The sequence below is a fragment of the Stutzerimonas kunmingensis genome, from assembly GCF_900114065.1.
Classification (GTDB): domain Bacteria; phylum Pseudomonadota; class Gammaproteobacteria; order Pseudomonadales; family Pseudomonadaceae; genus Stutzerimonas; species Stutzerimonas kunmingensis.
Genome location: NZ_FORS01000001.1, coordinates 284,950 through 308,603 on the forward strand (window position 1 = coordinate 284,950; position 23,654 = coordinate 308,603).

Sequence of the window (23,654 nt, forward strand, 5' to 3'; positions counted from 1 at the left end):
TAGATGGCCTAATATGCGTTATTCCCTAGCCTTACGTCGCCCCCCAGCCATGAAACGTACGCTGACCTGCACCGTTCTCGCCGTCCTTTTCGGCCTTCACGCTTCCCTGGCGATGGCCAAAGCCGTCAGCACGCCGGAGAACTGGGACTACCTGCAACCCGATCGTGACCAGGTCATAGCCAGCCTGAATGTCGTCGAACTGCTCAAGCGCCATCACTACAACAAGCCGCCGCTTAACGACGCGCGTTCGGCAAAGATCTTCGACAGCTACATCCAGATGCTCGATCCCTCGCGCAGCTATTTCCTGGCATCCGACCTCGAAGAGTTCGGCAAGTGGCGCAACCAGTTCGACGACTTCCTCAAGGGCGGCAATCTCGAACCCGGTTTCATCATCTACTCCCGTCATCTCGAGCGCTTGCAGAACCGGTTGAACTACGCCCTGAGCCTGCTCGACAAGGGCGTCGACAGCTTCGACTTCAGCGTCGACGAGGAGCTGCTGGTCGACCGTGAGAAGGCCGCCTGGGCCAAGGACAGCGCAGAGCTCGATGACCTGTGGCGCAAGCGGGTAAAGGACGAGGTATTGCGTCTGAAGATCGCCGGCAAGGAGCCGAAGGCCATCGAGGAACTGCTGACCAAACGCTACAAGAATCAGCTATCGCGCCTGAACCAGACCCGTGGCGAGGACGTTTTCCAGACCTATATCAACGCCTTCGCGCAGACCTACGATCCGCACACCCAATACCTGTCGCCGGACAGCGCGGAGAATTTCGACATCAACATGAGCCTGTCGCTCGAGGGCATCGGCGCGGTGCTGCAGAGTGACAACGAGCACGTGAAGATCGTACGCCTGGTGCCGGCAGGCCCGGCGGAGAAGAGCAAGCAGCTGGCGCCAGCGGACAAGATTGTCGGCGTCGGCCAGGCCAACGATGAGATGGTCGACGTCATCGGCTGGCGCCTGGATGAGGTGGTCAAGCTCATCCGCGGCCCGAAGGGTTCGGTCGTACGCCTTGAAGTCATCCCGGCGAGCAATGCGCCGAATGACCAAAGCAGCAAGGTCGTCGCCATTACCCGCGAAGCGGTGAAGCTCGAGGAGCAGGCAGCGAAGAAGTCGGTGTTGAACCTGGAACACCAGGGGCAGAACTTCAAGCTCGGTGTGATCGAGATTCCAGCGTTCTATCTGGACTTCAAGGCACTGCGCGCCGGGGACCAGAACTACAAGAGCACCACGCGTGACGTCAAAAAGCTGCTCTCCGAACTGGAAGCAGAGAAAGTCGACGGCGTGGTCATCGACCTGCGCAACAACGGCGGCGGCTCACTGCAAGAGGCCACCGAGCTCACCGGCCTGTTCATCGATCAGGGGCCGACTGTGCTGGTACGCAACAGCGATGGCCGCGTAGACGTGCTTGCCGATGAACAGACCGGCGCGCTGTACAAGGGGCCGCTGGCCGTCCTCGTCAACCGTCTTTCTGCATCGGCCTCGGAGATCTTCGCCGGCGCGATGCAGGACTATCACCGGGCCTTAATCCTCGGTGGCCAGACCTTCGGCAAGGGCACCGTGCAGACAATCCAGCCTCTCAACCATGGTGAGCTGAAACTGACCCTGGCCAAGTTTTACCGCGTATCCGGGCAGAGCACTCAACATCAGGGTGTGATTCCCGACATCAGCTACCCTGCCGATGTCGACACCAAGGAAATCGGTGAGAGTGCGCTGCCGGAAGCGCTGCCTTGGGACAGCATCCGCGCGGCGATCAATCCGGACATGAACCCGTTCAAGCCGTTCCTCGCCGAGCTGAAGGCACGCCACGAAGCACGCACCGGCGAGAACCCGGACTTCGTCTTCACCCGCGATCGTCTGGCGCTTGCCCAGGAGCTGATGCACGAAACCACCGTCAGCCTCAATGAAGAAAAGCGGCGTGCACAACAGGCCGATATCGAGAAGCGTCAGCTGGCCTTGGAGAATGCATTGCGCCTGGCCAAAGGTGAGGAGCCACTGGCAAAGCTGGAGAAGGAAGACGAAAACACGCCTCACGCGGAAGCGGACAAACCAAAGCCGGAGGATGATGCCTACCTCTCCGAGAGCGGGCGCATTCTGCTCGATTACCTCGGTCTCAGCTCGGCGATGGCCAAGCACTGAATCGAGTGGAACGCCGCGATGTCATCAAATTGACATCACGACATCGTGAAATGAAAGGGCTGCGTTGCGGCCCTTTTCTTTTCACACCCAGAGACCTCCATGACAGTCACCGAGCAGTTGAGCACGCTGGGACATATCCTTGCTCACGGCGACATCACCACCCTGTTCCAACCCATCGTCTCGCTTTCGGAGCGACGCATTCTCGGTTATGAAGCACTCAGCCGTGGACCATCCAACGGCCCGCTGCACTCCCCGATCAATTTGCTCGCCACAGCACGCCACGCCGGCCGGCTTAACGAACTGGAGATGACCTGCCGCGAAACAGCGTGCCGGCGTTACAGCCAGGGGGCGCTACGCGGCAAGCTCTTTCTCAACGCCTCACCGGAAACGCTACTTGACGCGACCCACAAGCCCGGGCGCACACTCGAGCTGCTGCACACCTATGGGATTTCCGCGGACAACGTGGTCATCGAGCTGACCGAGCAGGCACCGGCCGACGATCTCGAGCTGCTGGACAAGGCGCTTCATCACTATCGCTCGATGGGCTTCAGCATAGCGCTCGACGACCTTGGTGCCGGATATTCGAGTTTGCGCCTGTGGTCCGAGCTGCGACCGGACTATGTGAAGATCGACCGCTATTTCATCGACGGCATCCATCTCGACCCCGTGAAGCGCGAGTTCGTAGAATCCATCCTGAAGATCGCCCGCGCATCGCGTGCCCACGTCATCGCCGAAGGTATCGAACTGCACGAGGAACTGGCGGTGCTGGCCGGCATGGGTATCGATCTGGTGCAGGGCTATCTGCTTGGACGTCCGCTGGAGTTGCCTGCCCAGGACATCGACGAGGTCCTGCCACCCCCGGAGGCCCAGCAGGCGGTCCTGGGCGAGGAGTCCGGCAACCTGTCCGGACTGCTTATCAGACAACCCGCCATGGCCGCAGAACGTCCGGTCGCTGAAATGCTCGAGGCGTTTCGACTGCAGCCGGCCCTGAACTCGATCGCCGTTTTGGACGTTGACGCCAGGCCGGTCGGCATACTTCACCGTAATCTCATTTCCGACGCGCTGCTCAAGCCCTACGCCACCGATCTGCTGGCACGCAAACCGCTTAGCCGCCTGATGAGCACGGATTTCCTCGCCGTCGAGCTCGACCAGTCGTTGCAACAGGTTAGCCGCTTGCTCACCAGCCGGGCGCGCCAAAGAATCGAGGAAGACTTCGTCATCACACAGGCAGGTCAATACCTCGGTCTGGGCCGCGTCATCGATGTTCTGAGGTTGATAACCGAACTGAAGATTCAGCAGGCGCGCCACGCCAATCCCCTGACACTGTTGCCGGGCAACGTACCTATCCAGCAGTGCCTGACCCGCCTGCTGCTACAGCGACGTAGGGCGATGGTCTGTTACGTCGACATCGACAACTTCAAACCTTTCAACGATCTGTATGGCTACGCCAAAGGCGATGAAGTGCTGCTGTGCCTAGCCCAATGTCTGAACGACCGCGTCGACCCACAGATGGATTTCGTCGGCCATATTGGCGGGGATGATTTCATGCTGGTGCTGAGCGGTCACGACTGGGAGCAGCGCATTGCCGACTTGCACAGCGCCTTCGCGCTTCGCAGCAGCGCCTTCTACCAGCCAGAACACCTCGCGGCCGGCTGCTTTATTTCCACCAGCCGTGACGGGCGTAAACAGCGCTATGCCCTGCTGTCACTCTCGATCGGGATCGTCAGCGTGCACCCGGAGCACACTGACCGCCTGGATGCAGGCAGGCTCGCCGCCCTTGCTTCGGAGGCCAAGCGCTTTGCCAAACAGGTGAACGGCCCGAGCTTCCACCTGATCGATGCAGGGCAGCCAACGCAGGATGCCTACAACCCCAGTTGCTCCGCCTTCGCCTTGTAACGATCTGCCTGCTGGGGGTCTGCGGCCAGGCCGTGGCCGCCGGCACGATACAGTTGCTCGAGGCGAACCGCCGCCAGTGGATGCCCTGCCTCGGCCGCCTGGGACCACCAGCGCGCCGCCTCACTGCCATCCGGGCCGTGGGAGGCATCTTCGCTGAGGCTGATGACGCCCATCTGATATGCCGCTTTCACATCTCCCGCCTTGGCCGCCAGCCTTAGAAGGCGAACGCCTTCCAGCTTGGCACCATAGCCGCGCCCGCGGAAATACAGGATATGACCGTAGAAACTCTGCGCCGACACGTCGCCCAGCGCCGCCATCCGCGCGAATTGCCCTTCCATCCAACGCCAGATCTTCGGCTGCTGAACCGCGTAGTGCGACGTCATCAATTTGCGGGCAGTTAAATAACCGAGCCTTGCACGCAGCCTGCCCAGCATCAGAGCTCCTCCGAATAAACGAACTCGAAAACGCGCGCCACTTCTCCCGCATGCCAGGATGCAGCGGCGGCACCGTCCGCCGGCCCCGAGAAGCGTCCCAACCGCGCAGCACACTCGAAAAAGCCCGTTCGGGGCAAACGGCTAGCACCCTGACTGATGACCAGTGCGCTGCGCAACGGGCGCTCCGAGCGGGCGTCCAGCGCAGCGAGGTGCTCCAGCGCGGCGGTAAGGGTTCGCATGGCGGGTGTGGGCAACTGGAGCCGCTCGACCAGCGCACGGTAGGTCACCAGATGTCTCTGCCGGCGAGCGGCATCCAGTTCGGCAAGCAGCGCCTGCCAGTGGTGCCGGCTGATGGATACTGACGTCAAGCGTCGCCCTCCCAGCCGGCAATTTCCAACGCACGTGCCAGTGCTCGACGAATCGCAGCATCGGGTTCGCGCTCTCCCGCCTCGATCAGCCCCAGGTAGGCTGGACTGATCCCCACAGCGCGCGCCAACGCCTCTTGTGAAAGCCCCTTGGCCTCACGCAGAGCGCTCAGCTCGACCAGGGACGGACGTGACTGAGCGCCACTGGGTGCGACATCAGTGTCAACGGCCGATTTGACACCGACCGCATTCAAAAGCGCCTGGTACTCGTCCCACGGCAGTACGGCGTATTCCGGCGAGCCGTCACGCATGATGACCTGTACATTCATCCGTATTTTCCCCAGGCGTCTTCGATCAGATGCGGAATCTTAACAGCCCTTGCCGCTCCTTGAAGCTACCAACCTGCCGCATGCGTTAGTGAATCGGGATAGAGACCGCAAATGCTCATCCGGCACCGACAAACGGCGGCGCTACACACGCCGCTGCTATCAGCTCGGCTGGCCGCCGGCCTTCGGTTCGTCCAACGCAGGCAAGCGTTGAAGCGATGCCTGCCGATCCGCAGTCTGGGCCTGCCTCCAGACCTTGAACGCCTCCAACTCACCAGACCACTTGCGCATTACCCAGCCCAGCACAGCCAGATCGTCGACGAACCCAAGACCAGGCAGCCAATCCGGGATGGCGTCGATTGGCGACAGGAAGTAGAGGAAGCCGGCCACCACAGCAATCAATGCATTAGGACTGATGGCCCGGTACTCGCCACGCCACCAAGCTACGCAAAGCGCCTGTAAAAGTGCCAGATCTTCTCGCAATCCTTTGAACAGCCCTCTTTTCGAAGAGGATTTGCGAGCCACCGCAAAGAGTAACGTGGGGATCTTTCCGCGTTTGATCAGACGCTGCGCGAGCGGAAAATATCGGATGAAATTCCAGGGAGCCTTCATCTGGGTTGCCTCCAGCCTGCGTCATCCCTGACCTCGAGAATGTTATCCACCGAAGCTGTGGATAACCTTGTGAACAGTTTATGGATGGTTGCCGCTAAGGCCCTGTTTACAGGGCCGCCCAACAGATCGGTGTTTTTTTATCCAGCCGCTTAAGGCCTTAAGAATCAATAGGTTACGATCACGCTGAAATTGTATTGAAACATGCCTGTAGGACACGCCGCGATCTATTCCGAATGTGCATAACCGCGGATTGTCAATGCCTTTACAAGCACTTTGACTGACGACGACACAGGGCGTTCGAACTACCGGGGGCTAGGCGTTGAGGGAAGAACGTCCCACGTGAAAATCAAAAAAGAGGTCGATCATTGCGATCGACCTCTCAATACCTTACTGAATGCTGAGCTGCCCACGAATCTTGTCGAGGGTCGCCGAGCCGATGCCGTTTACCTCGAGCAGCTCATCTACCGAGCTGAACGGGCCATGCTCTTCCCGATAAGCGATGATCGCTTTTGCCTTGGTTTCACCGATGCCTCTCAGCTCACGGGAAAGCGTCTCAGCATCGGCAGCATTGAGGTTCACTGGGGCCGGGGCGACAGCCACAGGTGTCGGCGCAGGTTGTGCCTGAGTGGCGGCATAGCCACCGACAGAAAAGCCGGAGAGTACGGCGAATGCCGCAGCGGCAAGAATAGCTTTACGCATAATCACGTCCTTATGAAAACCAAAGTATTCGTTCGCGGGACTTCCTGCTCCGCGTCAGCCAATCTAGTCGCCTGCCAGCTGATGTCAAAAACGAGGTTGCATATTTGCGAACCTCGTCAAGCTCAGCGCATGGCGTTGAACAGATTCAGGCCGCTGATCTTTACATAGCTCTGCTGCGTAGCCTCAAGGATGACGGTCTGGAACGACAGCCGGGACAGCGCCTCTGCGTAGTCCAGCTCACGCAGCTCGGCCTGGACCGATTTGTTAACCAGAGCCACGTCCTCGTTGTCGATCTGCGTTGTTTCGATCACGTTCAGACGCGCGCCGATGTTGCCGCGAGCGGCGTCGACGCTGATCATGCCGTGGTCGATATTGGTCAATGCCACAGCGACTGCATCGCGAACACCACTATTGCTCGTGGTTGGATCTTCCAGAGATGATCGAAGGCTTGCGATAGTATTGAGGATTCCCTGCTTCTCCTTGATTTCACCAGAGCTGGCGTCCGGAATGACCCTGATGGTTTCACCGCCAACCGGAGCCCCGTCCAGATGCACCGTAACGCCTCGGAATACCAACTTGTCGCTCTTGTCCGGATCGCTGTCCATCTTCATATCAGTGGCCAGAGCAGTTTCCGTGGCAGGCGCTACTGCCCTGGGTAGTTGATAGATCGCGTAAGTCCCGTCCGACTGGAACTCAAGTTCGATCCCTTCCTCCGGAAAGCCTTGAATGCCGCTGGAGAACGCCACCTCGTCACTTACCAGCGGTGCCGAAACCGAAAGCGTGCTTGTGCCTGTCGCATCAACCACTGGACCAGCCGACAAGCGGCCTGCATTGGTGACGCTCTCGAAAATGGACTTGCCACTGTCACTTATCGGGATATTCAGCGAACTGGCTATCTGCAACTTGCGCTGCCCCTCGTCCCCTTGATAACTGTAGCTGCCATCTCCAGTGCGCACGAAAGGCTGAGTCTTACCCTGAAAGCCAGAGAACAAGTACTCGCCGCGGGCATTGCGGGTGTTCATCAATGACAGCAGCTCGTCCTCGCGTTCAGTCAGCTCGGCTGCAATCGACTTCCGATCTTCCGCACTCAGGCCGCCATTACCCGCCTGTACAGCAAGCTCTCGCACTCGCTGCAGAACGGTATTAACCGAGTTGAGCGTCACCTCCTCCTGAGTAAGGCTGTTCTTCGCCGCAGTCAGGTTGGCGTTGTACTGACTCAGCACGTTCTGCTGCTGGTCCAGCTGGAGCAAACGCACCGACGCAACCGGGTCGTCAGCTGGCGTAAGAATGCGATTGCCGGTACTGATCTGCTCCTGAGTGCGAGTCGCATTGGCGTAGTTGCGCTGCAGTCCGGCGACGCCGTTATTGAATGCTTGCAGGGTGGAAATGCGCATAAGGCGACCTATTACCTGAAGGAGCTGATCAATGTATCGAACAAGGAGCGGGCAACTTGAATGATCTGGGCCGAAGCGTTGTAGTACTGCTCGAACTTGATCAGGTTGGCGGCTTCCTCGTCCAGGTTCACGGCCGAGAGTGAATCGCGGTTGTCCGTAGCCTGCTTGAGAATCGAGCCCGTTGCTTCGCTATCCATCCGTGCCTGTGCCGTCAGCGTACCGACGCGCTCGACCAGTTCGCCGTAGCCATCGGTAAAACTGAAGCCGGAGCCATTCACAGCCGCATCCACGCCTACTGTCTGCTTCATTTGCAGATCGACCAGCTTCAGCGCATTGCGGTTATCCGAGACGCCGCTCTGGTTGAACGCCATCGCGAAGCTGTCGTTATCCTTCGGCGTACCGCTCAGAGAAAACTCGAACTGGTAATTGGCATCACCCACCACCAGCGAATTGCTTTGTCCAGGCTGGATGGTTGCGGTCGCCGAGTAACTGACCGTCGGCGGCGTAGTGCTGTCGTCCACACTCCGAAATTGCGCAGTGCCACCCGTAATCGTTACGGTGTCCGGCTCGGTGAAAGTAAGCGTCGCTCCATTGCTGCCGAACAACCCCTGCAGTGCCGAAATACTGATCGGCGAAGGCCCGGACGTCATGTCGGGCTGGCCAATCGCACCGGTACCAGCGTTCTGCAAATTGCTTTCCGCGCGTACCGGGGCGGCAAAGGCCAGTTGATCGGCCTGATCCAGCGTCGCCTTGATGTCAGCCGCACCACGTCGCGTAGGCTGCAGGCTGAACTTGTCACCCGCAACGGGCGCCGGGCTGCCAAGAACGACCTGGAAGCCCTGGTCGACTCCAGCTTTGTCGGTGATCGTGAGCACACCGGTCGGCGGAGTGGTGTCCGTTACGTTCATCAGCTGGTTGTCGCTCAGCCGTCTGACTTTGGGGCCGCTCGGGTCGTACTCCATCAGATAGTCACTGGTGGTGAGCACGCTGGGGTCGGTGATGTTCAACACTGGTTGCGCATTGCTGTTTCCGGCAAACGCATTGACGCGCAACTTGGCCAACGCGGGCTCGTTGTAATTGCCAAACAGTGCCTCCCCCACGTCACCTTTCAGATCCAGCCCCTGCCGCAGCTGAGTATTGACCTGATCACTAACGGCCAGCGAAAGGCGCCCCAGGGAGTTCATGGTCGAATCCAGCACTTCCTCTCGATAACGAATCAGCCCGCCGAGTTCGCCACCGGTGATCTGTGAGGTGATGCCCTGCCGCGAGCCACCACTGATGAACTGCACTTCATGACGGTTCGGGTCGCCCTGCCCTGGCACGACCTCAAGCTTGGCTACCGTACTGCCCACGACCAGCGGCTGGCCGCTGCCGATGAATACGTTGAAGCTACTGTCATCCTGAGGTACAACCGTCACGCCGATATAGCCCGATAACTGCCGAACAGCCTCGTCACGGGCGTCGAGCAGATCGTTCGGCTGCTTGCCGTTGGCCGCGGCGATGGCAATAGCCTCATTGAGGCTACCGATGCTGCCTGCCAGACGATTAACCTGATCGGTGATAGCGGACATCTGCTTGTTGGTAAAACTGTTCTGCTCGGAAAGTCGGTCGTATACGGTATTGAAACGCCGCGCCAATCCCTCAGCCTCCGCCAGCACCAGCTGACGCGCCGGGATATTCGCCGGGTCCTCGGCAGCTGTCTGCAAGGCCGAGAAGAACTTTTGCAGCGAAGGCGTGATACCGGTGGTGGTGCCAGCCAGCAATGAATCGAGCTGATCGATCTGGCTTTTGTAAGCCTCGACATCACTGTTCAGCGATGTACTGCTACGCAGCTGGCTGGTCAGAAATTCGCTGTAGGAGCGACGCACGTCTACCAGCGAGGTACCCGATCCAATGTAACCGGCACCGCTGAACTGCGGCGAGCGTGTCGCCTGGCTTGCATCCTGGCGGCTATAGCCAGGCGTGTTGACGTTCGTGATGTTATGTCCGGTGATGGAAAGTTGGGTTTTGCTGGCAGACAGGCCGGAAAGGCCAATGCTCAATAGGTCAGCCATGATTTAGCCTCTGGTCCGCATGGCGGGCACCGAATTCGCGTCGGCAACGGTCTGGTAAGTCTGCATCTTGCGGGCGATCTGGCTGATCTTGCGCGCGTATTGTGGGTCGGTGGCGTAGCCGGCTTTCTGCAGCTCCTTGACGAAGCGTTCCGAATCGCCGGTATTGCTCGCCACCTGAATGGCGGTCCGATAACGGTCGTTGTTTTCCAGCAGGCTGACGAAGTCGTCGAAGCTCTGCTCGAACGAATCATAGGCGCGGAAGCCCGCTCTCTCGCGGGTTGCCGTACCGTTGACGTACTCGGTGGTCATCACGGTAGCCGACTCCCCTTTCCACCCGGTCGCCTTGATTCCGAACAGGTTGTGGCTGTTGCTGCCGTCCTTCTGACGGATCATGGATTTACCCCAGCCGGTCTCCAGCGCCGCTTGTGCGACCAGGAAACGCGGCTCGATGCCCAAGCGTTCGGCAGCCTTCTCTGCCATGGGCAGCATGGTGGCGATGAACTCCTCGGACGAATTGAACCGCGTCTTGCTCGGCGCGTTGGGCGCACTTTTCTCGACACCATTGACGACCAACGGCTTGTCCTTGGGGGGCACGAACGCCGTGGCGGGCTTCCAATCGAGGTCGACCAGAGGCTGCGCACCTTCTGCGGCAGGTTTCTGCGCAGTCGCCGATACATCTGCCACTTGCCGCTCGATCGCCCGGCCTGGTAACGCAAGACGACGCTGATTCAGCAACCGGGAATCATCTCGTGCGGACTCGACGGCAGCGGCCGGCTTGCTCGGCCATGCGGCCCCTTCGGTTTGCGCAACCTGGGCAAACGGATTGTTGCGTGTCGCGGTTTCGGTCTGCTTGCTCAACTGGCGCACCAGTACGTCCGCCAGCCCGATGCCACCGCCTTCCTTCGAAAGACTGACAGACAGCTGCTGGTCATACATATCCTGGTACTGCTTGCTGGCCTGACTGTTCAGCGGGTTGTCTTTGGCCAGCACTTCGGTTGCCGAACGCATCGACTTGAGCATTTCGTTGAGAAACAACGACTCGAACTCCTGCGCAACCTTGCGCACGTTCTCCTCACCGTCCCGATCCTTGCCAACCTTGAGCTGGCTGAGACGATTGAGGTCGTTGTAGCTGCCGCTGTCGAGGGCGCGCGCCCCGCTGCCGAGTCGGTTTTCCATGTCGCTTTCCTTAGATCACGATCAGATCAGCTTGCAGCGCGCCAGCCTGCTTTAACGCTTCGAGAATGGCCATCAGGTCGCTGGGTGCAGCACCCACCTGGTTCACCGCCCGGACGATCTCATCCAGCGTGGTACCTGGGCCGAACTTGAACATCGGCTTGGCTTCCTGATCGGCTTTTACCTTGCTGTTGGGCACGACGACGGTCTGACCATCCGAGAAGGGCTCCGGCTGGCTCACCTGTGGATCTTCGCTGATGGTGACGGTCAGGCTGCCGTGGGTAACGGCGGCAGGCTGCACCCGTACGTTCTGGCCGATCACGATCGTCCCGGTACGCGAATTGATGATGACCTTGGCCACGGCCTGGCCAACCTCTACTTCGAGATTTTCCAGAATCGACAGATAGTCCACGCGCTGACTCGGATCCAGCGGCGCGGTCACGCTGATCGAGCCCCCGTCGAGCGCCTGCGCTACACCCGGGCCCAGCAGGTCGTTGATCTGATCGACGATGTTCTTGGCCGTGGTGAAGTCCGGACGATTGAGGTTCAGCGTCAGTGTGTTGCCCTGATTGAAGCCACTCGGCACCGGACGTTCGACCGTCGCGCCACCCGGGATCCGGCCAGCCGACGGCGAATTGACGGTGATCCGAGAGCCATCTGCGCCACCGGCATCGAAGCCCCCTACCACCAGGTTGCCCTGGGCGATGGCGTAGACGTTGCCGTCGATACCCTTCAGCGGCGCCATCAACAGGCTGCCGCCACGCAGGCTCTTGGCGTTACCGATAGACGAGACGGTGATGTCGATGGTCTGCCCCGGCTTGGCGAACGGCGGCAGTTCGGCATGAATCGACACCGCCGCGACGTTCTTCAGCTGAATGTTGCCACCGGCCGGCACCTTGATACCGAACTGGGCCAGCATGTTGTTGAAGGTCTGCACGGTGAACGGCGTCTGGGTGGTCTGGTCACCGCTACCGTTCAAGCCGACAACCAGGCCGTAGCCGATCAGCTGGTTGCTACGAACACCATGGATGGTCGCGACATCCTTCAGACGCTCGGCATAGGCAGAAGTACCAACGGCGAGCAATCCGAGAAAGACGATGGCTTTTCTAATCATCATCATGTCCTTCAGAACGGCCAAAGCGGGCTAACGAAGAAACGACTCAGCCATCCCGGCTGGCTCGCATCAGCGAAAGCGCCTGTGCCGGAGTAAGTAATGCGTGCATCAGCCACGCGCGTGGAAGAAACGGTGTTATCAGTGGAGATATCGTCCGATCGCACAAGACCGGCAATACGTACAAGCTCATCGCCCGTGTTGAGCGTTAGCCACTTCTCACCTCGCACAGCCAGGATGCCGTTGGGCAACACGTCGGAAACGGTGACGGTGATGGAGCCGGAAAGACTGTTGCTCTGGCCTGCCTGGCCGGAGCCATTAGTCGAGCTGGAACCACCGAATTGCGTATCCAACGAAAGCGGACCGCCATTACGAAGAAGCCCCGCAGCGGGGTTATTCACGCTTACAGCGTTGCCCAAGAGCGAGGTAAGCCCCATCTCCACATCGCTGGCTTTGGAAATCTTCGAGCTGGCATTCTTGCTCGCTTGGGTTCGCTCATTGAGCGTAATAGTAATGATGTCCCCGACGCGAAATGCCTTGCGGTCATCGTAGAGATTGGTCTCGAAGCCTGCCTGATAAATTGCGCCGTTGTTCTGCGCCGCTGGCAGCGGCGTGCGAGGCAGCACCGGTGCATAGTACGGGTCATTCGGTTTCGGCGCAGGAGCAACACATCCGGCCAGCGCCAGGGCGGACGACATCGACACAACGATCAGCAAACGGCTCATAAACACCTCAAGCCATGACAGGCCATCGAAACTACTGCGAGCAGGCACAAGGCGTGCGTGCCCGTATACAACGGCGAACGCACGATCAGAGCTGCTGGGTGACGAACGACAGCATCTGGTCGGCGGTGGATATGACCTTGGAGTTCATCTCGTAGGCGCGTTGCGTGGTGATCATGTTCACCAGTTCCTCAACGACGCTGACGTTGGAGTTTTCCAGGGTGTTCTGCAGCACCGTGCCCAAACCGTTGAGGCCCGGCGTACTCACCTGCGGTGCACCACTGGCGGCAGTTTCCAGGAACAGGTTGCTGCCCATCGCCTGAAGACCTGCCGGGTTGATGAAGTCGGCCGTCTGCAGGTTGCCGATGATCTGCGGCTGCGGATTGCCCACGGTGGTCACCGAGACAGTGCCGTCCTCGCCCACGGTGAAAGTCTGAGTTTCCGGCGGTACCACGATGGCCGGCTCCAGCGCATAACCGTTGGAAGTCACCAGCTGGCCGTCCGAACTAAGGTGGAAGCTACCGTCACGGGTGTAGGAAACCGTGCCATCGGGCAGCAGTACTTGGAAAAAACCGCGTCCGTTGATGGCCATGTCCAGCGGCTGCTCAGTGGTTTGCAGGCTGCCGGTGGTAAAGATTTTTTGCGTGCCGGTGACGCGCACACCGGTACCCAGCTGCAGGCCGGAGGGCAATTCGCTGTCCTGGCTGGACTGACCGCCTGGTTGCCGACGAATCTGATAGAGCAGATCCTGAAACTCGGCGCGGTCCTTCTTGAAGCCGGTGGTGGACACGTTGGCCAGGTTGTTGGAAATGGTGGTCAGGTTCATGTCCTGGGCGGACAGTCCGGTCTTGCTGACCCAAAGTGCTGGAAGCATGAGCTTTCTCCTCGTGCGCCGCCGGCGCCACGCTATTAGCTGAGTTGCAGTACGCGCGCCATGGCAGCCGCGTCATCTTCGGCGGTGCGCATCATCTTTACGTGCAGTTCGAACTGGCGAGACAGCGCCAGGATGGAAGTCATTTCGGATACCGCATTCACATTGCTCGCCTCGAGAAAACCCGAGACGACCCGTACGTTCGCGTCAGGCTCGATAGGCTGGCCATCCTTCAGCCGAATCAGGCCATCAGTGCCCTTTTCCAGCTGCTGCGGATCAGGGTTGACCAGCTTGATGCGATCCACGGTGACCACAACGTTCGGGTCCTCGCCCAGCGCGCGAATACTGATGGTGCCGTCATTGCCGACGTCCACCTTCTCTTCCGGCGGAATCGCGATCGGCCCACCATTGCCCAGCACCGGCATACCGTCTGCGGTACGCAACATGCCAAGCACGTCAATATTCAGGCTGCCGGTGCGGACGTAGGCCTCACTGCCATCTGGCGCCTGCACCGCAATCCAGCCCTCGCCTTCGACGGCGACATCAAGATCACGACCGGTTTCCTGCAAGGTGCCCGGCGTGAAGTCGGTGCCCGGACGCTCGGACATCGCATACACCCGCGCAGGATGACTGTCGCCAAAGACCTGCATCGAACGGGCTTGCTCGAAATCCCGGCGAAAGCCGGTGGTGGAAATATTCGCCAGATTGTTGGCATGGGCCTGCTGGGCCCGCGCATTCTGGCTGGCACCGGTCATGGCCACGTAGAGCATCTTGTCCATCGACATCTCCGAGACGCGAGTTTGACACTTACGATTCTGTTGCAGATGAAAAATGCAAGGCGCGTGCCATCACCGAAAGGAGAACTTAAGAAGCTGATTTATATAGCTTTTACAGAAACGAAGAAGGCCCTTACGGGCCTTCTTCGAAAGGAGCGGCGGAATAATGCCGTCAGCGGCAACCGTTCTTTGCCGCGGGCTATCACCGCAGATTGATGATGGTCTGCGTGATCGCGCTTTCGGTTTCGATGGTCTTGGCGTTCGCCTGATAGTTGCGCTGGGCGACGATCAGATTGACCAGCTGATCTGACAACTCGACGTTGGAGTCCTCTAAAGCACCGGACTGCAGAGCCCCCATAGTTCCAACTCCTGGAGGGTTTCGAACTGGCTCACCGGACTCGAAAGATTGTACCCATTGAGTTTTACCAATTGGTGTTAACCCTTGTTCATTGGCGAAGGTGGCTAACACTATGCGGCCCTGCACTTTTGACTGACCGTTAGTATAACGAGCAAAGATCTGACCATCTTCATCAATTTCAAGACCAGCTAGCTCCCCAGTCGTATAGCCGTCTTGGCTAACCTTGTTTACAGCAAACGCACTGGAAAACTGGGTGGCATTACGGAAATCCATAGTGACGCCACCATCTTGATTTGCAAGCGCGCCATTCCAAGCCCACGCCCCCGTTTCACTATCTATCTTTGCAGGAACCCAACCCCCTGCCGGCGGAACACCAGTGGCACTTATAAGATTAACTTTACCGTCTACTATATTAAATAGAGGCGGAGTAGGAGGCGTCGTAGCAGGGGTGTCCAGATCAGTTATAGCAGACAACTTACCCGCCGTATCAAAAGTCAAGCCCATTGAATAAGGTGAGGTACCACTGGGATCTGACGGATTTCTCCCATCAATCAACACCTCCATTCTCCATGAATTTGCCGCCGGCGCGGGCTGTTTTATGAAGTACTGAGTCAGCACATGGGCATTGCCTTGCGAGTCATAAATATTTGTGGAAGTCGATGAGTTATAACTAGTCGGATCGGAAGGATCAAACGCATTTACTGGCGTCGAGCTTGTAGAGTTCAGGTTGAATACCTGCTCAATATTCGACGTCGGCTTCGGATCTTGACTGCCAGACTGGATGCGCAAGTCACCAATAGTATCTTGCAATACTCCATCAGCATTTACTGTATAGCCTTGAAGCTTATAGCCAAAATTATCAACTATAGAACCTTCACGATCAGTTCCGAAATAACCAGCCCTCGTGTAACTCAAGGCTCCGTTGTTGCTAACTTGAAAGAAGCCCTTCCCATTTATAGCAAGATCAAGTGCATTTTGAGTATAGTTGACATTTCCCTGAGTGAATTGCTGCGCCACACTAGCTAGTTGCACACCGCTACCAACAGCATTTTTACTGACCCCCATCGAAGCCGCATACACATCGGAGAATTCTGCACGCGATTGCTTGAAGCCCACGGTGCCGGCGTTGGCAATGTTGTTGCCGGTGACATTGAGATCTTTACTCGCCGCACGCAGGCCGCTAAGACCGATATTGAAGGACATTGAATCGCTCCTTTGCCGAAGTGCCGGCGGTTATTGTCCGATGACCTGGACTTGAGAAAGCCCGATGCTGCCAACACCGGCAAGGTTGAGCATCAGCTCCCCGCCGTTCTGCCCGAGGGTTACGCTGTCGACGTTAGCCGGCAGCAAGGTATACAACCCCTTGGTTTCGCCCTGATACGTAGCCTGCGCCTCGAATCGATAGGTCCCGGGCGGCAAGACCTTGCCGCTGGAATCCTTGCCATCCCACATGAAGGAGATGTTCCCGGCCTCTTGCGCACCCATGTTCACGCGACCAACCGAGGCTCCGGTGCTGTCGTACACATTCACGAACACGTTGCTGCTCGAGGTCGGCAGCACCAGGCTGGCCTTGAAGGTTTCACTGGTATCGACCACGGCCTTGTCGGCCGGCACGATCACCTTGCGCCCGACCAGGGACGAGGCCTGGAGCGCCTGCGAAGACTGATAGCCGGAAAGGATGGTTTCCATGCTGGAATTCAGTTTCTCGACACCCTCGACGGTGCTGAACTGCGCCAGCTGACCGATGAACTCGCCGTTTTCCTGGGGTTCCAGTGGATTCTGGTTGTTCATCTGGGCAACCAGCAGTTCAAGGAACTCGTTCTTGCCAAGGTCGTTCCCCTTGACCTCGCGATCCTCTCCGAACTGGTACTGCTCGAGTATCGAACTGGTACCGCCAACGCCGCTTGTAGTGCTCATGAATGCGCTCTCGTAACGATCACTGACCCAGCGTCAGCACTTTCTGCAACATGGTCTTGGCCGTATTCATCAGTTCGGCGTTGGTCTGAAACGCGCGACTGGCTGAAATCATGTCGGCCATCTCTTCCACCACATTGACGTTCGGGTAATACACGTAGCCTGCATCATCAGCGGCCGGATGATTGGGTTCGTAGCGCGCCTGCAGCTCGCCCTGATCCTCGACCACACCCAACACCTGAACACCTACGCCCGCCTGATCCTGCTCCGCGAATAGCGACTGGTCGGGCAGGCCGCCGGCCTGCTGAAACACGGTCGCAAACACGGGATGCCGAGCGCGGTAAGTCTGATCGACGCTGGATGAAACGGTTTCGGCGTTCGCGATGTTGCTGGATATAGTGTTCAGACGGGTGCTCTGGGCACTCATGCCACTACCGGCAATGTTGAAGACGCTGCTTAGAGACATGGGAAACTCCTTTACTCGCCGCGCAGGGCACTGATCAGCCCTTTGAACTTGCTATTGAGCAGGGTGAAGCTCGCCTGAAAGTCAACGGCGTTCTTCGCGTAGTTGGATTGCTCGATCTGCAGATCGACAGTGTTCTGATCAAGCGAGGGATGCGCGGGAGTGCGGAAGCGCAAGGAGGCATCGGCAATCTCCAACCCCTCGGCGGCAATATGCTTGTCACTGGTCCGCGTTACCCCGAACCCACCCTGGCTGCGAGCGGACTGCTCGGCAAGCACGCTGCTGAAGTCCAGATCGCGGGCCTTATAGTTAGGCGTGTCGGCGTTGGCGATATTGTTCGCCAGCACTTCGGCGCGCTGCGAGCGAAAACCGAGCGCCTTCTCGTGTAAACCCAGTGCCTTATCGAAACTGATGCTCATGATCTGGCCCTCTGCCGGATACAAGTCTGCTTACGCAAACACCAGCAAAGCTCATGCCACTGAACGCAAACCATTGATTTTATTAGCCTAACCAGAGAACTCTTGGTTAGAGGGCGTCAAAAGCGGCAAGGCTTTACCGCTTTTTTGCCGCACCCGCCATGTTGCATGACGGTTTTCTGCCGCCGGCGTCATGCCGGCTATTTCGCCTTGTAGATGATTCCCGGACTGCACTGGACCATCTGATACAGCTCAGGCAGGCCGTTGAGCGCTTCTGAGGCGCCAAGAAACAGATAGCCGCCTGGGCGCAACGTCGCATGAATGCGCTTGAGAATGTCCTTCTTCACATCGGCGGAAAAGTAGATCAGTACGTTACGGCAGAACACGATGTCGAACTTGCCCAGCGCGGCATAGCTGTCGAGCAGATTCTGCACCCTGAACTCGACCCGCGAACGGATCGCGGGCTTGACCGCCCACCGCCCTGGTGCCTTGACATCGAAGTAGCGCTGCAGGCGGTCACTGGACAGACCGCGAGCAATTGCCAGACTGTCGTATTCTGCCGCCTTGCACGCCGCAAGCATCGCGCCGGACAGTTCGGTAGCCACGATCTGCACCCCGGTTTTCGCCTGACTGGGATTGCTGCGCTCGTACTCATCGATGGACATCGACAGAGAGTACGGTTCCTGCCCGGACGAGCATGCCGCCGACCAGATCCGCAGACGCTGCCCCGCACCAGTCTTGAGCATCTCTGGCAGTACACGACTCTTGAGCACTTCGAAAGGGTAGGTGTCACGAAACCAGAGCGTTTCGTTGGTCGTCATAGCATCGACGACCAATTCCCGAAGCCCGCTACGTGGCTGAGCCTGAATCTTCCGGACCAGATCGCCCAGCGTCTTGATGCCCTGTTGTTCCATCAGCTTGTTCAGCCGACTGGACACCAGATACTGCTTGTTACTGCCCAGCAGAATGCCGCACGTCTTTTCAAGAAACACCCGGAACTGCTCAAAATCCAGATCGACTGACACCAATCAAAGCCTCACCATCATGAGAGAGGAACTAGCCTCAGTTTGCATCCGCCTGCCTGATCCGCTCAGCCACTCGGGCAGCGAGATCATCAGGCTGGAACTTGGCGAGGAAGTCATCCGCCCCCGCCCGTTTCACCATGTTCTGGTTGAACACGCCGGAAAGGGAAGTATGCAGGAGTATATGCATACCTTGCATGCGCGGATCGTGCCGCACCTCGGTAGTCAGGGTATAGCCATCCATTTCCGGCATTTCAATATCGGAAATCATCATCAGAAATTCTTCAGCCGGTTTCTTGCCCTCGTCAGCCATTCGCTTCAGATAATTGAGAGCCTCCCGTCCATCATTCAGCTTGACGACCTCGATACCGATATTTTCCAGGCAACGAGCGATCTGCTTACGCGCCACAGACGAGTCGTCGACGATGAGCACGCGACACGAAAGCGCCCTGGCACGGGTATCGTCATCGACAACATCAGCTGACACCTCTTCGGAGGTCGGCGCAACTTCTGCCAGCACCTTTTCCACATCGATGATCTCCACCAGCTTGTTGTCGATGTGAGTTACGGCCGTCAGGTAATGATCGCGTCCTGCACCCTTTGGCGGAGGCAGGATCGCTTCCCAGTTCAGATTGACGATCCTTTCAACCGAGCTCACCAGGAAACCCAGCGTTCTGTTGTTGTACTCGGTGATGACAGCGAAAGAATTCTGCAAATCCATCAGCGCCGACTTGCCCGTGGCGAGCGACAGATCGAGGATAGGCAGGGTGCTGCCGCGAATGCTCGCAACGCCCCGTACCACCCGGCCGCATTTGGGCATCACGGTCAGGCGCGGGCACTGCAACACTTCGCGCACCTTGAACACGTTGATGCCATATAGCTGCTCGCCTTCGAGACGAAAAAGCAGCAGCTCCAAACGGTTTTGCCCCACCAACTGGGTACGCTGGTTAACCGAATCCAATACACCGGCCATGCCAGTCTTCCTCTCTGCTTGCAGATTATTGGGGCCGAGGACGCGGCACGCCCCTTGCTTTGGTTGGGATATGAACGTCCAAATGACCATTTTCCGGCGCGGCCGGCTACCGTACAGAAACGTGCTGCTATCAATGCTGTGCGTGTTTTCTCAGTTCACCCATGCGTCAACCTTGTCACATCCTCAGCAGCTTATCGACGTGACCGAGCAGTTTCTTGAGCAGACAGTAAGCGAGTATTTAAGCCGCAGCGCTATCGATGCACGCTACGAGGTCGAAGTAGCCAGGCTGGACCCTCGTTTGCGCTTGAATCAATGCGATCAAACTCTCACGACCAGCCTTGGCAGCACCGCTATCCCTGTAGGACGTGTGAGCGTACGGGTAAGTTGCGAAGGCAGCAGCCCATGGTCGGTATTCATCCCTAGCCACGTCCGCCTTTATCGTCAGGTCCTTGTCGCCAGCAGATCACTTCTGCGCGGCACAGTATTGACCGATGCCGACGTGAGCCTTGCCGAGCGGGACGTGTCCATCCTTACTCAGGGATACCTGACAAGACACGACCAGGCGCTGGGTAACAAGCTGACACGGCCGGCTCAGCCAGATCAGGTCATCACGCCTAATCAGCTGGAAATGGCGAAGGTAGTACGCAAAGGCGATCAGGTGGTGATCACGGCCAGGTCGGGCTCGATAAGCGTACGCATGCCCGGCGAGGCGATGGCCGATGGCGTTACGGGCAAACAGATCCAGGTCAAGAACCAACGCTCCGGTCGCACGATCAAGGCCCGAGTGACTGGCCCAGGCCAGGTTGAAGTGGCAATGTAGCATGTCCGCATGCCGCAGTTTTCCAGTGTGTTCGCTGGAAAAAAAGGCTAAAGTTTCCTCCATTGTTGCCGAACACATGGCAAGCGTCCTGATTCCTTCGAGGTTTGCATCATGGTCATCGACTTCAATCGGCCCAACAGTCCACTGAACGCCCCTAACGGGCGCAGCGGCGTACAAGGCAACGAGCGTACTGCCGGCACCCAGCAAGGGCCTGCTAGCGAAGCGCCTAAAACCGACAGCGTCAACTCCAACACTAGCGACACCGTTCAACTGAGCCCTGAAGCCCAGCGCCTGCAGCACGCGGCTGACAAATTGAACGAGCAGCCCGCAGTGGACCAGGAGCGCGTTGAGAAGCTGAAACAGGCGATCGCTGATGGCTCCTACCAGGTTGATAGCCAACGCGTCGCATCCAAGCTGCTCGCGTTCGAGACCCAGCGCTGAACCTGAGCCGACACATACACGCGAGCAAGCCTAGAGCACGAAATGCAAGATACAGCCCTGCTTGAGCAGCTAACCGATGATATCGGCATCGCACGCCAGCTCCTTGAACTCATCGATCAAGAGTTCACCGCACTGGGTGAACGCAATCTGGCGGAGCTAGAGGCGATATTAGCGAAGAAGCAGCCGTTACTGGCACTGCTTGGACAGCATGGCACTCAGCGTAGCCAGTGGCTTGCGGGATTACAGCTGACGCCTGATCGCGCCGGACTTGAAGCGGCCGCAAATAGATCGAAGGACGGTGCGCTTATCCTTGAGCGAGCGCTATCGCTGGAGACAGAGCTTGAGCGCTGCCGTAGCGCCAATGAAAGAAATGGCCGTCTCATCCGAGCCAATCAAAGCGCCCTCGGCGGAATGCTGCACATTCTCCAAGGCAAGGACGATACACCCGGCCTGTATGACAATCGTGGCAGTTCCGCCAAGAACAAGCCGCAACGACCTCTGAGCCAAGCCTGAACGATAGACCGCCACAAGGACGCAACGCGATGGTGACAACAATGCGCCGGAGAGCATCGACCCGTGTCTAGCTTATTCCTCGGCGATGAAGGCCCGCAGCCTCCCAAGGTACTGACGGCGCCACTCGAGATTTACGCCAATCTGCGTCCCCTTCTGGACAACAACACCCCCCTCACGCTTCGCTTCCATGAGCGCAACCAGCGCTACCAGAGTTTTCTGGTTGAAATGAACCGTGAAACCGGCTGGATAGCGCTCGACGAATTGATCCCCAATGACGGCGAGAGACTGCTATTGCAAGGCGAGCCGATTCATATAGAAGGATTCTACGAAGGCGCACGACTCTCCTGGACGAGCGACCAACAGGTTCATACCGGCGAGATTGATGGCGCTCGCTGCTATTGGATCCCAACCCCGACAACGCTCACTTACCATCAGCGCCGCAATGCTTATCGCGCACAGCTGAAAGAGATCACCGTCGCTGCGCAACTCGGCGGCTCAACAATAAGAAAAGCCTTGGAAGGCAGGCTGCTCGATATATCGGCTACTGGCTGCAAGCTGAGCGTAAAGGGCGACCAACAGGCCATCCTTCAAACGGGACAAGTCTACGAGATGATCGCGAAGCTGCCCATTGGCGCGATCCAGACGGAAGTCGAGCTTCGTCACGTGGCCATTGATGAAAAGTCTGGAACTTCGATCTGCGGGCTGCGCTTTCATCGCCTCAGCGGACTGACGCAACGGCAGATTGAAAAGCTCGTGTACCAGCTTCAACGCGACGCACGCCGCGACAATTCCGCCTCACCGTTCGGCTAACGCGCCGCGCAGCGCGCCTTGCCAGACCACCGCTCAGCTCAAGGCTTGTCGCGGAAAAGCGGCACAGCCGAGTCACAAGCCTTGCTATCTGAACGTGATCGCTGTGCGAAATCTTATGGCGTCCCAGGCGAGGTTCGAACTCACAACCTTCCCCTTAGGAGGGGCAAACAAGCCCCTTCCAAATCAAGCACTTACCTTGAAAATCAAGCACTTAGCGTCCCGTTGCATCCGGCTTTGCCAGACCTTCGCGCCCTCGCCTTCGCCGATCACCTGAAGCCGATGGTTCTGCTCTCGCTCAATACCGGTATGAGGCGAGGCGAGCTGTTCAACCTGCGCTGGCATCACGCCAACCTGCAGGCCAAAACCCTGACGGTAGCCGGCGAAGGCGCAAAGACCAGCGAGACACGGCATATCCCGCTTAACGCCGAGGCGCTGGCCACACTTCAGGGATGGAAAGACCAGGCGAGCGGTACCGGCTACATCTTCCCGGGTGAAGACGATAAGCCCATGACGGACGTGAAAACCGCCTGGCTGGAGTTGCTGAAGAACGCCGGCATCGTCGGCTTCCGCTGGCACGATATGCGCCACGACTTCGCATCGCGGCTGGTGATGGCTGGCGTACCGCTGAACACGGTGCGGGATCTGCTGGGGCACGCGGATATCAAGATGACGCTCCGCTATGCCCACCTTGCACCGGATAGCAAGGCGGCAGCGGTTGAGCTCCTCTAGTTGAGGAGAAGTGTCTCGTCTTCGCCTTGGCCCAAGGCCCGCCGCTGGAATCGAGAGAAATCGAACGTAACTCCGAACTCAGGCCCCACCTCTTCGATGTGACCTCCGTAGAGCTTCTCGATCTCTTGCAGAGTCGGCGCCGGTGCGGGCAAACCCTCCGCCATCAATTCGCTGCGCTCTACGATCAAAGGCCAACCAATTTCGGCCGCTCTCGGGATCAGCGAAATCTGTGTGACGGTCCCGGCGTTGTCCCGCGAGACACCAATGCATATAGCGGAAGATTGCAGCAGCAGCTCAAGTTTGCAGCTTTCATCGTACGAGAGCAGATGCGGCGCCAGGCCAGCTAGCCAAACGATACGTTTCCACTCCTGCGGGCACCACAGTACCCCAATCAGATCCGCCACCTTGATCTCGGGGCGCCCCCGAATATTCATCGACGCTTGCTTAGCGGCTTCCTGAACCGCTGACTCCAACGTCTTGGCGATCGACTTGCCTGAAGCGCGAGCCAATAGCTCTAGCAGGTACTTCTCCCTAGGCTCCATGCGGGTCGTAAACGTTTCCGTCTTCTTCACTGTGCCGGTTTTCTTTGCCATGAGACGCCTCCTATCAATGGACGCATCGTAGCCTA

At 58.3% G+C, this 23,654-nt stretch carries 25 protein-coding genes and 1 pseudogene; 7 read left to right on the forward strand and 19 right to left on the reverse strand.

Annotation, left to right across the window (positions count from 1 at the left end):
- The first annotated feature begins 49 nt into the window (after nt 1–49).
- Entirely contained in the window at nt 50–2,134 is a 2,085-nt protein-coding gene (locus BM275_RS01355; protein WP_090519048.1) for a carboxy terminal-processing peptidase, read from the forward strand.
- Between the two features lie 99 nt (nt 2,135–2,233).
- Complete coding sequence (locus BM275_RS01360) at nt 2,234–4,030, forward strand: bifunctional diguanylate cyclase/phosphodiesterase (protein WP_090519049.1); 1,797 nt, start codon at nt 2,234–2,236, stop codon at nt 4,028–4,030.
- Here BM275_RS01360 and BM275_RS01365 read toward each other — a convergent pair.
- The 18 genes from BM275_RS01365 to BM275_RS01450 form a co-directional block, all read right to left on the reverse strand.
- Entirely contained in the window at nt 3,997–4,464 is a 468-nt protein-coding gene (locus BM275_RS01365) for an SEL1-like repeat protein (RefSeq protein WP_003301275.1), read from the reverse strand. The two genes, BM275_RS01360 and BM275_RS01365, sit on opposite strands and share 34 nt — an antisense overlap.
- Complete coding sequence (locus BM275_RS01370) at nt 4,464–4,832, reverse strand: hypothetical protein (RefSeq protein ID WP_003301276.1); 369 nt, start codon at nt 4,830–4,832, stop codon at nt 4,464–4,466. The genes BM275_RS01365 and BM275_RS01370 overlap by 1 nt, the downstream gene beginning before the upstream one ends.
- Nucleotides 4,829–5,158, reverse strand: coding sequence for a helix-turn-helix transcriptional regulator (locus BM275_RS01375; protein WP_090519050.1), 330 nt, complete (start codon nt 5,156–5,158; stop codon nt 4,829–4,831). The genes BM275_RS01370 and BM275_RS01375 overlap by 4 nt, the downstream gene beginning before the upstream one ends.
- A gap of 159 nt (nt 5,159–5,317) precedes the next feature.
- On the reverse strand, nt 5,318–5,767 hold the full coding sequence (locus BM275_RS01380) for a YkvA family protein (protein ID WP_090519051.1): 450 nt from the start codon (nt 5,765–5,767) through the stop codon (nt 5,318–5,320).
- 387 nt (nt 5,768–6,154) lie between these two features.
- The gene (locus BM275_RS01385; protein WP_090519052.1) at nt 6,155–6,466 is read right to left on the reverse strand and encodes a ComEA family DNA-binding protein; all 312 of its coding nucleotides are present in this window, start codon (nt 6,464–6,466) and stop codon (nt 6,155–6,157) included.
- Between the two features lie 122 nt (nt 6,467–6,588).
- A complete protein-coding gene (gene flgL / locus BM275_RS01390) occupies nt 6,589–7,860 on the reverse strand; it encodes a flagellar hook-associated protein FlgL (protein WP_090519053.1) in 1,272 nt (423 codons plus the stop codon).
- A gap of 11 nt (nt 7,861–7,871) precedes the next feature.
- Complete coding sequence (gene flgK, locus BM275_RS01395; protein WP_090519054.1) at nt 7,872–9,914, reverse strand: flagellar hook-associated protein FlgK; 2,043 nt, start codon at nt 9,912–9,914, stop codon at nt 7,872–7,874.
- A gap of 3 nt (nt 9,915–9,917) precedes the next feature.
- Nucleotides 9,918–11,090 carry a flagellar assembly peptidoglycan hydrolase FlgJ gene (gene flgJ / locus BM275_RS01400; protein WP_090519055.1) on the reverse strand — a complete coding sequence of 391 codons (1,173 nt, stop codon included), beginning with the start codon at nt 11,088–11,090 and terminating at the stop codon, nt 9,918–9,920.
- 10 nt (nt 11,091–11,100) lie between these two features.
- Nucleotides 11,101–12,201 carry a flagellar basal body P-ring protein FlgI gene (locus tag BM275_RS01405; protein WP_167362142.1) on the reverse strand — a complete coding sequence of 367 codons (1,101 nt, stop codon included), beginning with the start codon at nt 12,199–12,201 and terminating at the stop codon, nt 11,101–11,103.
- Nucleotides 12,202–12,212: 11 nt separating this feature from the next.
- On the reverse strand, nt 12,213–12,923 hold the full coding sequence (gene flgH / locus BM275_RS01410; protein ID WP_046619856.1) for a flagellar basal body L-ring protein FlgH: 711 nt from the start codon (nt 12,921–12,923) through the stop codon (nt 12,213–12,215).
- Between the two features lie 85 nt (nt 12,924–13,008).
- On the reverse strand, nt 13,009–13,794 hold the full coding sequence (gene flgG / locus BM275_RS01415; RefSeq protein ID WP_090519056.1) for a flagellar basal-body rod protein FlgG: 786 nt from the start codon (nt 13,792–13,794) through the stop codon (nt 13,009–13,011).
- A gap of 35 nt (nt 13,795–13,829) precedes the next feature.
- Nucleotides 13,830–14,570 (reverse strand): flagellar basal-body rod protein FlgF, encoded by a 741-nt coding sequence (gene flgF / locus BM275_RS01420; protein WP_014819774.1) that lies wholly within the window; start codon nt 14,568–14,570, stop codon nt 13,830–13,832.
- A 199-nt stretch (nt 14,571–14,769) separates the two neighbouring features.
- Nucleotides 14,770–16,128, reverse strand: a complete 1,359-nt coding sequence (flgE, locus tag BM275_RS01425; protein WP_090519057.1) for a flagellar hook protein FlgE — start codon at nt 16,126–16,128, stop codon at nt 14,770–14,772.
- A 30-nt stretch (nt 16,129–16,158) separates the two neighbouring features.
- On the reverse strand, nt 16,159–16,842 hold the full coding sequence (flgD, locus tag BM275_RS01430) for a flagellar hook assembly protein FlgD (RefSeq protein WP_014819772.1): 684 nt from the start codon (nt 16,840–16,842) through the stop codon (nt 16,159–16,161).
- 19 nt (nt 16,843–16,861) lie between these two features.
- Entirely contained in the window at nt 16,862–17,305 is a 444-nt protein-coding gene (gene flgC / locus BM275_RS01435) for a flagellar basal body rod protein FlgC (protein WP_090519058.1), read from the reverse strand.
- Between the two features lie 11 nt (nt 17,306–17,316).
- Nucleotides 17,317–17,721, reverse strand: coding sequence for a flagellar basal body rod protein FlgB (gene flgB, locus BM275_RS01440; protein WP_014819770.1), 405 nt, complete (start codon nt 17,719–17,721; stop codon nt 17,317–17,319).
- A 197-nt stretch (nt 17,722–17,918) separates the two neighbouring features.
- Entirely contained in the window at nt 17,919–18,746 is an 828-nt protein-coding gene (gene cheR / locus BM275_RS01445) for a protein-glutamate O-methyltransferase CheR (protein WP_014819769.1), read from the reverse strand.
- Nucleotides 18,747–18,780: 34 nt separating this feature from the next.
- Entirely contained in the window at nt 18,781–19,713 is a 933-nt protein-coding gene (locus tag BM275_RS01450) for a chemotaxis protein CheV (protein WP_014819768.1), read from the reverse strand.
- Between the two features lie 82 nt (nt 19,714–19,795).
- Here BM275_RS01450 and flgA point away from each other — a divergent pair, with 82 nt between their 5' ends.
- The 5 genes and pseudogenes from flgA to BM275_RS01475 form a co-directional block, all read left to right on the forward strand.
- Nucleotides 19,796–20,533, forward strand: a complete 738-nt coding sequence (gene flgA, locus BM275_RS01455; RefSeq protein WP_046619863.1) for a flagellar basal body P-ring formation chaperone FlgA — start codon at nt 19,796–19,798, stop codon at nt 20,531–20,533.
- Nucleotides 20,534–20,644: 111 nt separating this feature from the next.
- Complete coding sequence (gene flgM, locus BM275_RS01460; RefSeq protein ID WP_014819766.1) at nt 20,645–20,974, forward strand: flagellar biosynthesis anti-sigma factor FlgM; 330 nt, start codon at nt 20,645–20,647, stop codon at nt 20,972–20,974.
- Between the two features lie 42 nt (nt 20,975–21,016).
- Nucleotides 21,017–21,487, forward strand: a complete 471-nt coding sequence (locus tag BM275_RS01465) for a flagella synthesis protein FlgN (RefSeq protein ID WP_090519059.1) — start codon at nt 21,017–21,019, stop codon at nt 21,485–21,487.
- 63 nt (nt 21,488–21,550) lie between these two features.
- On the forward strand, nt 21,551–22,297 hold the full coding sequence (locus BM275_RS01470) for a flagellar brake protein (protein ID WP_090519060.1): 747 nt from the start codon (nt 21,551–21,553) through the stop codon (nt 22,295–22,297).
- A 231-nt stretch (nt 22,298–22,528) separates the two neighbouring features.
- A pseudogene (locus BM275_RS01475) lies at nt 22,529–23,026 on the forward strand (tyrosine-type recombinase/integrase); the annotation flags it as partial.
- Here the strand turns inward: BM275_RS01475 and BM275_RS01480 are convergent.
- The gene (locus BM275_RS01480; RefSeq protein WP_090519061.1) at nt 23,023–23,619 is read right to left on the reverse strand and encodes a hypothetical protein; all 597 of its coding nucleotides are present in this window, start codon (nt 23,617–23,619) and stop codon (nt 23,023–23,025) included. The pseudogene BM275_RS01475 and the gene BM275_RS01480 overlap by 4 nt on opposite strands.
- Between the last annotated feature and the right edge of the window lie 35 nt (nt 23,620–23,654).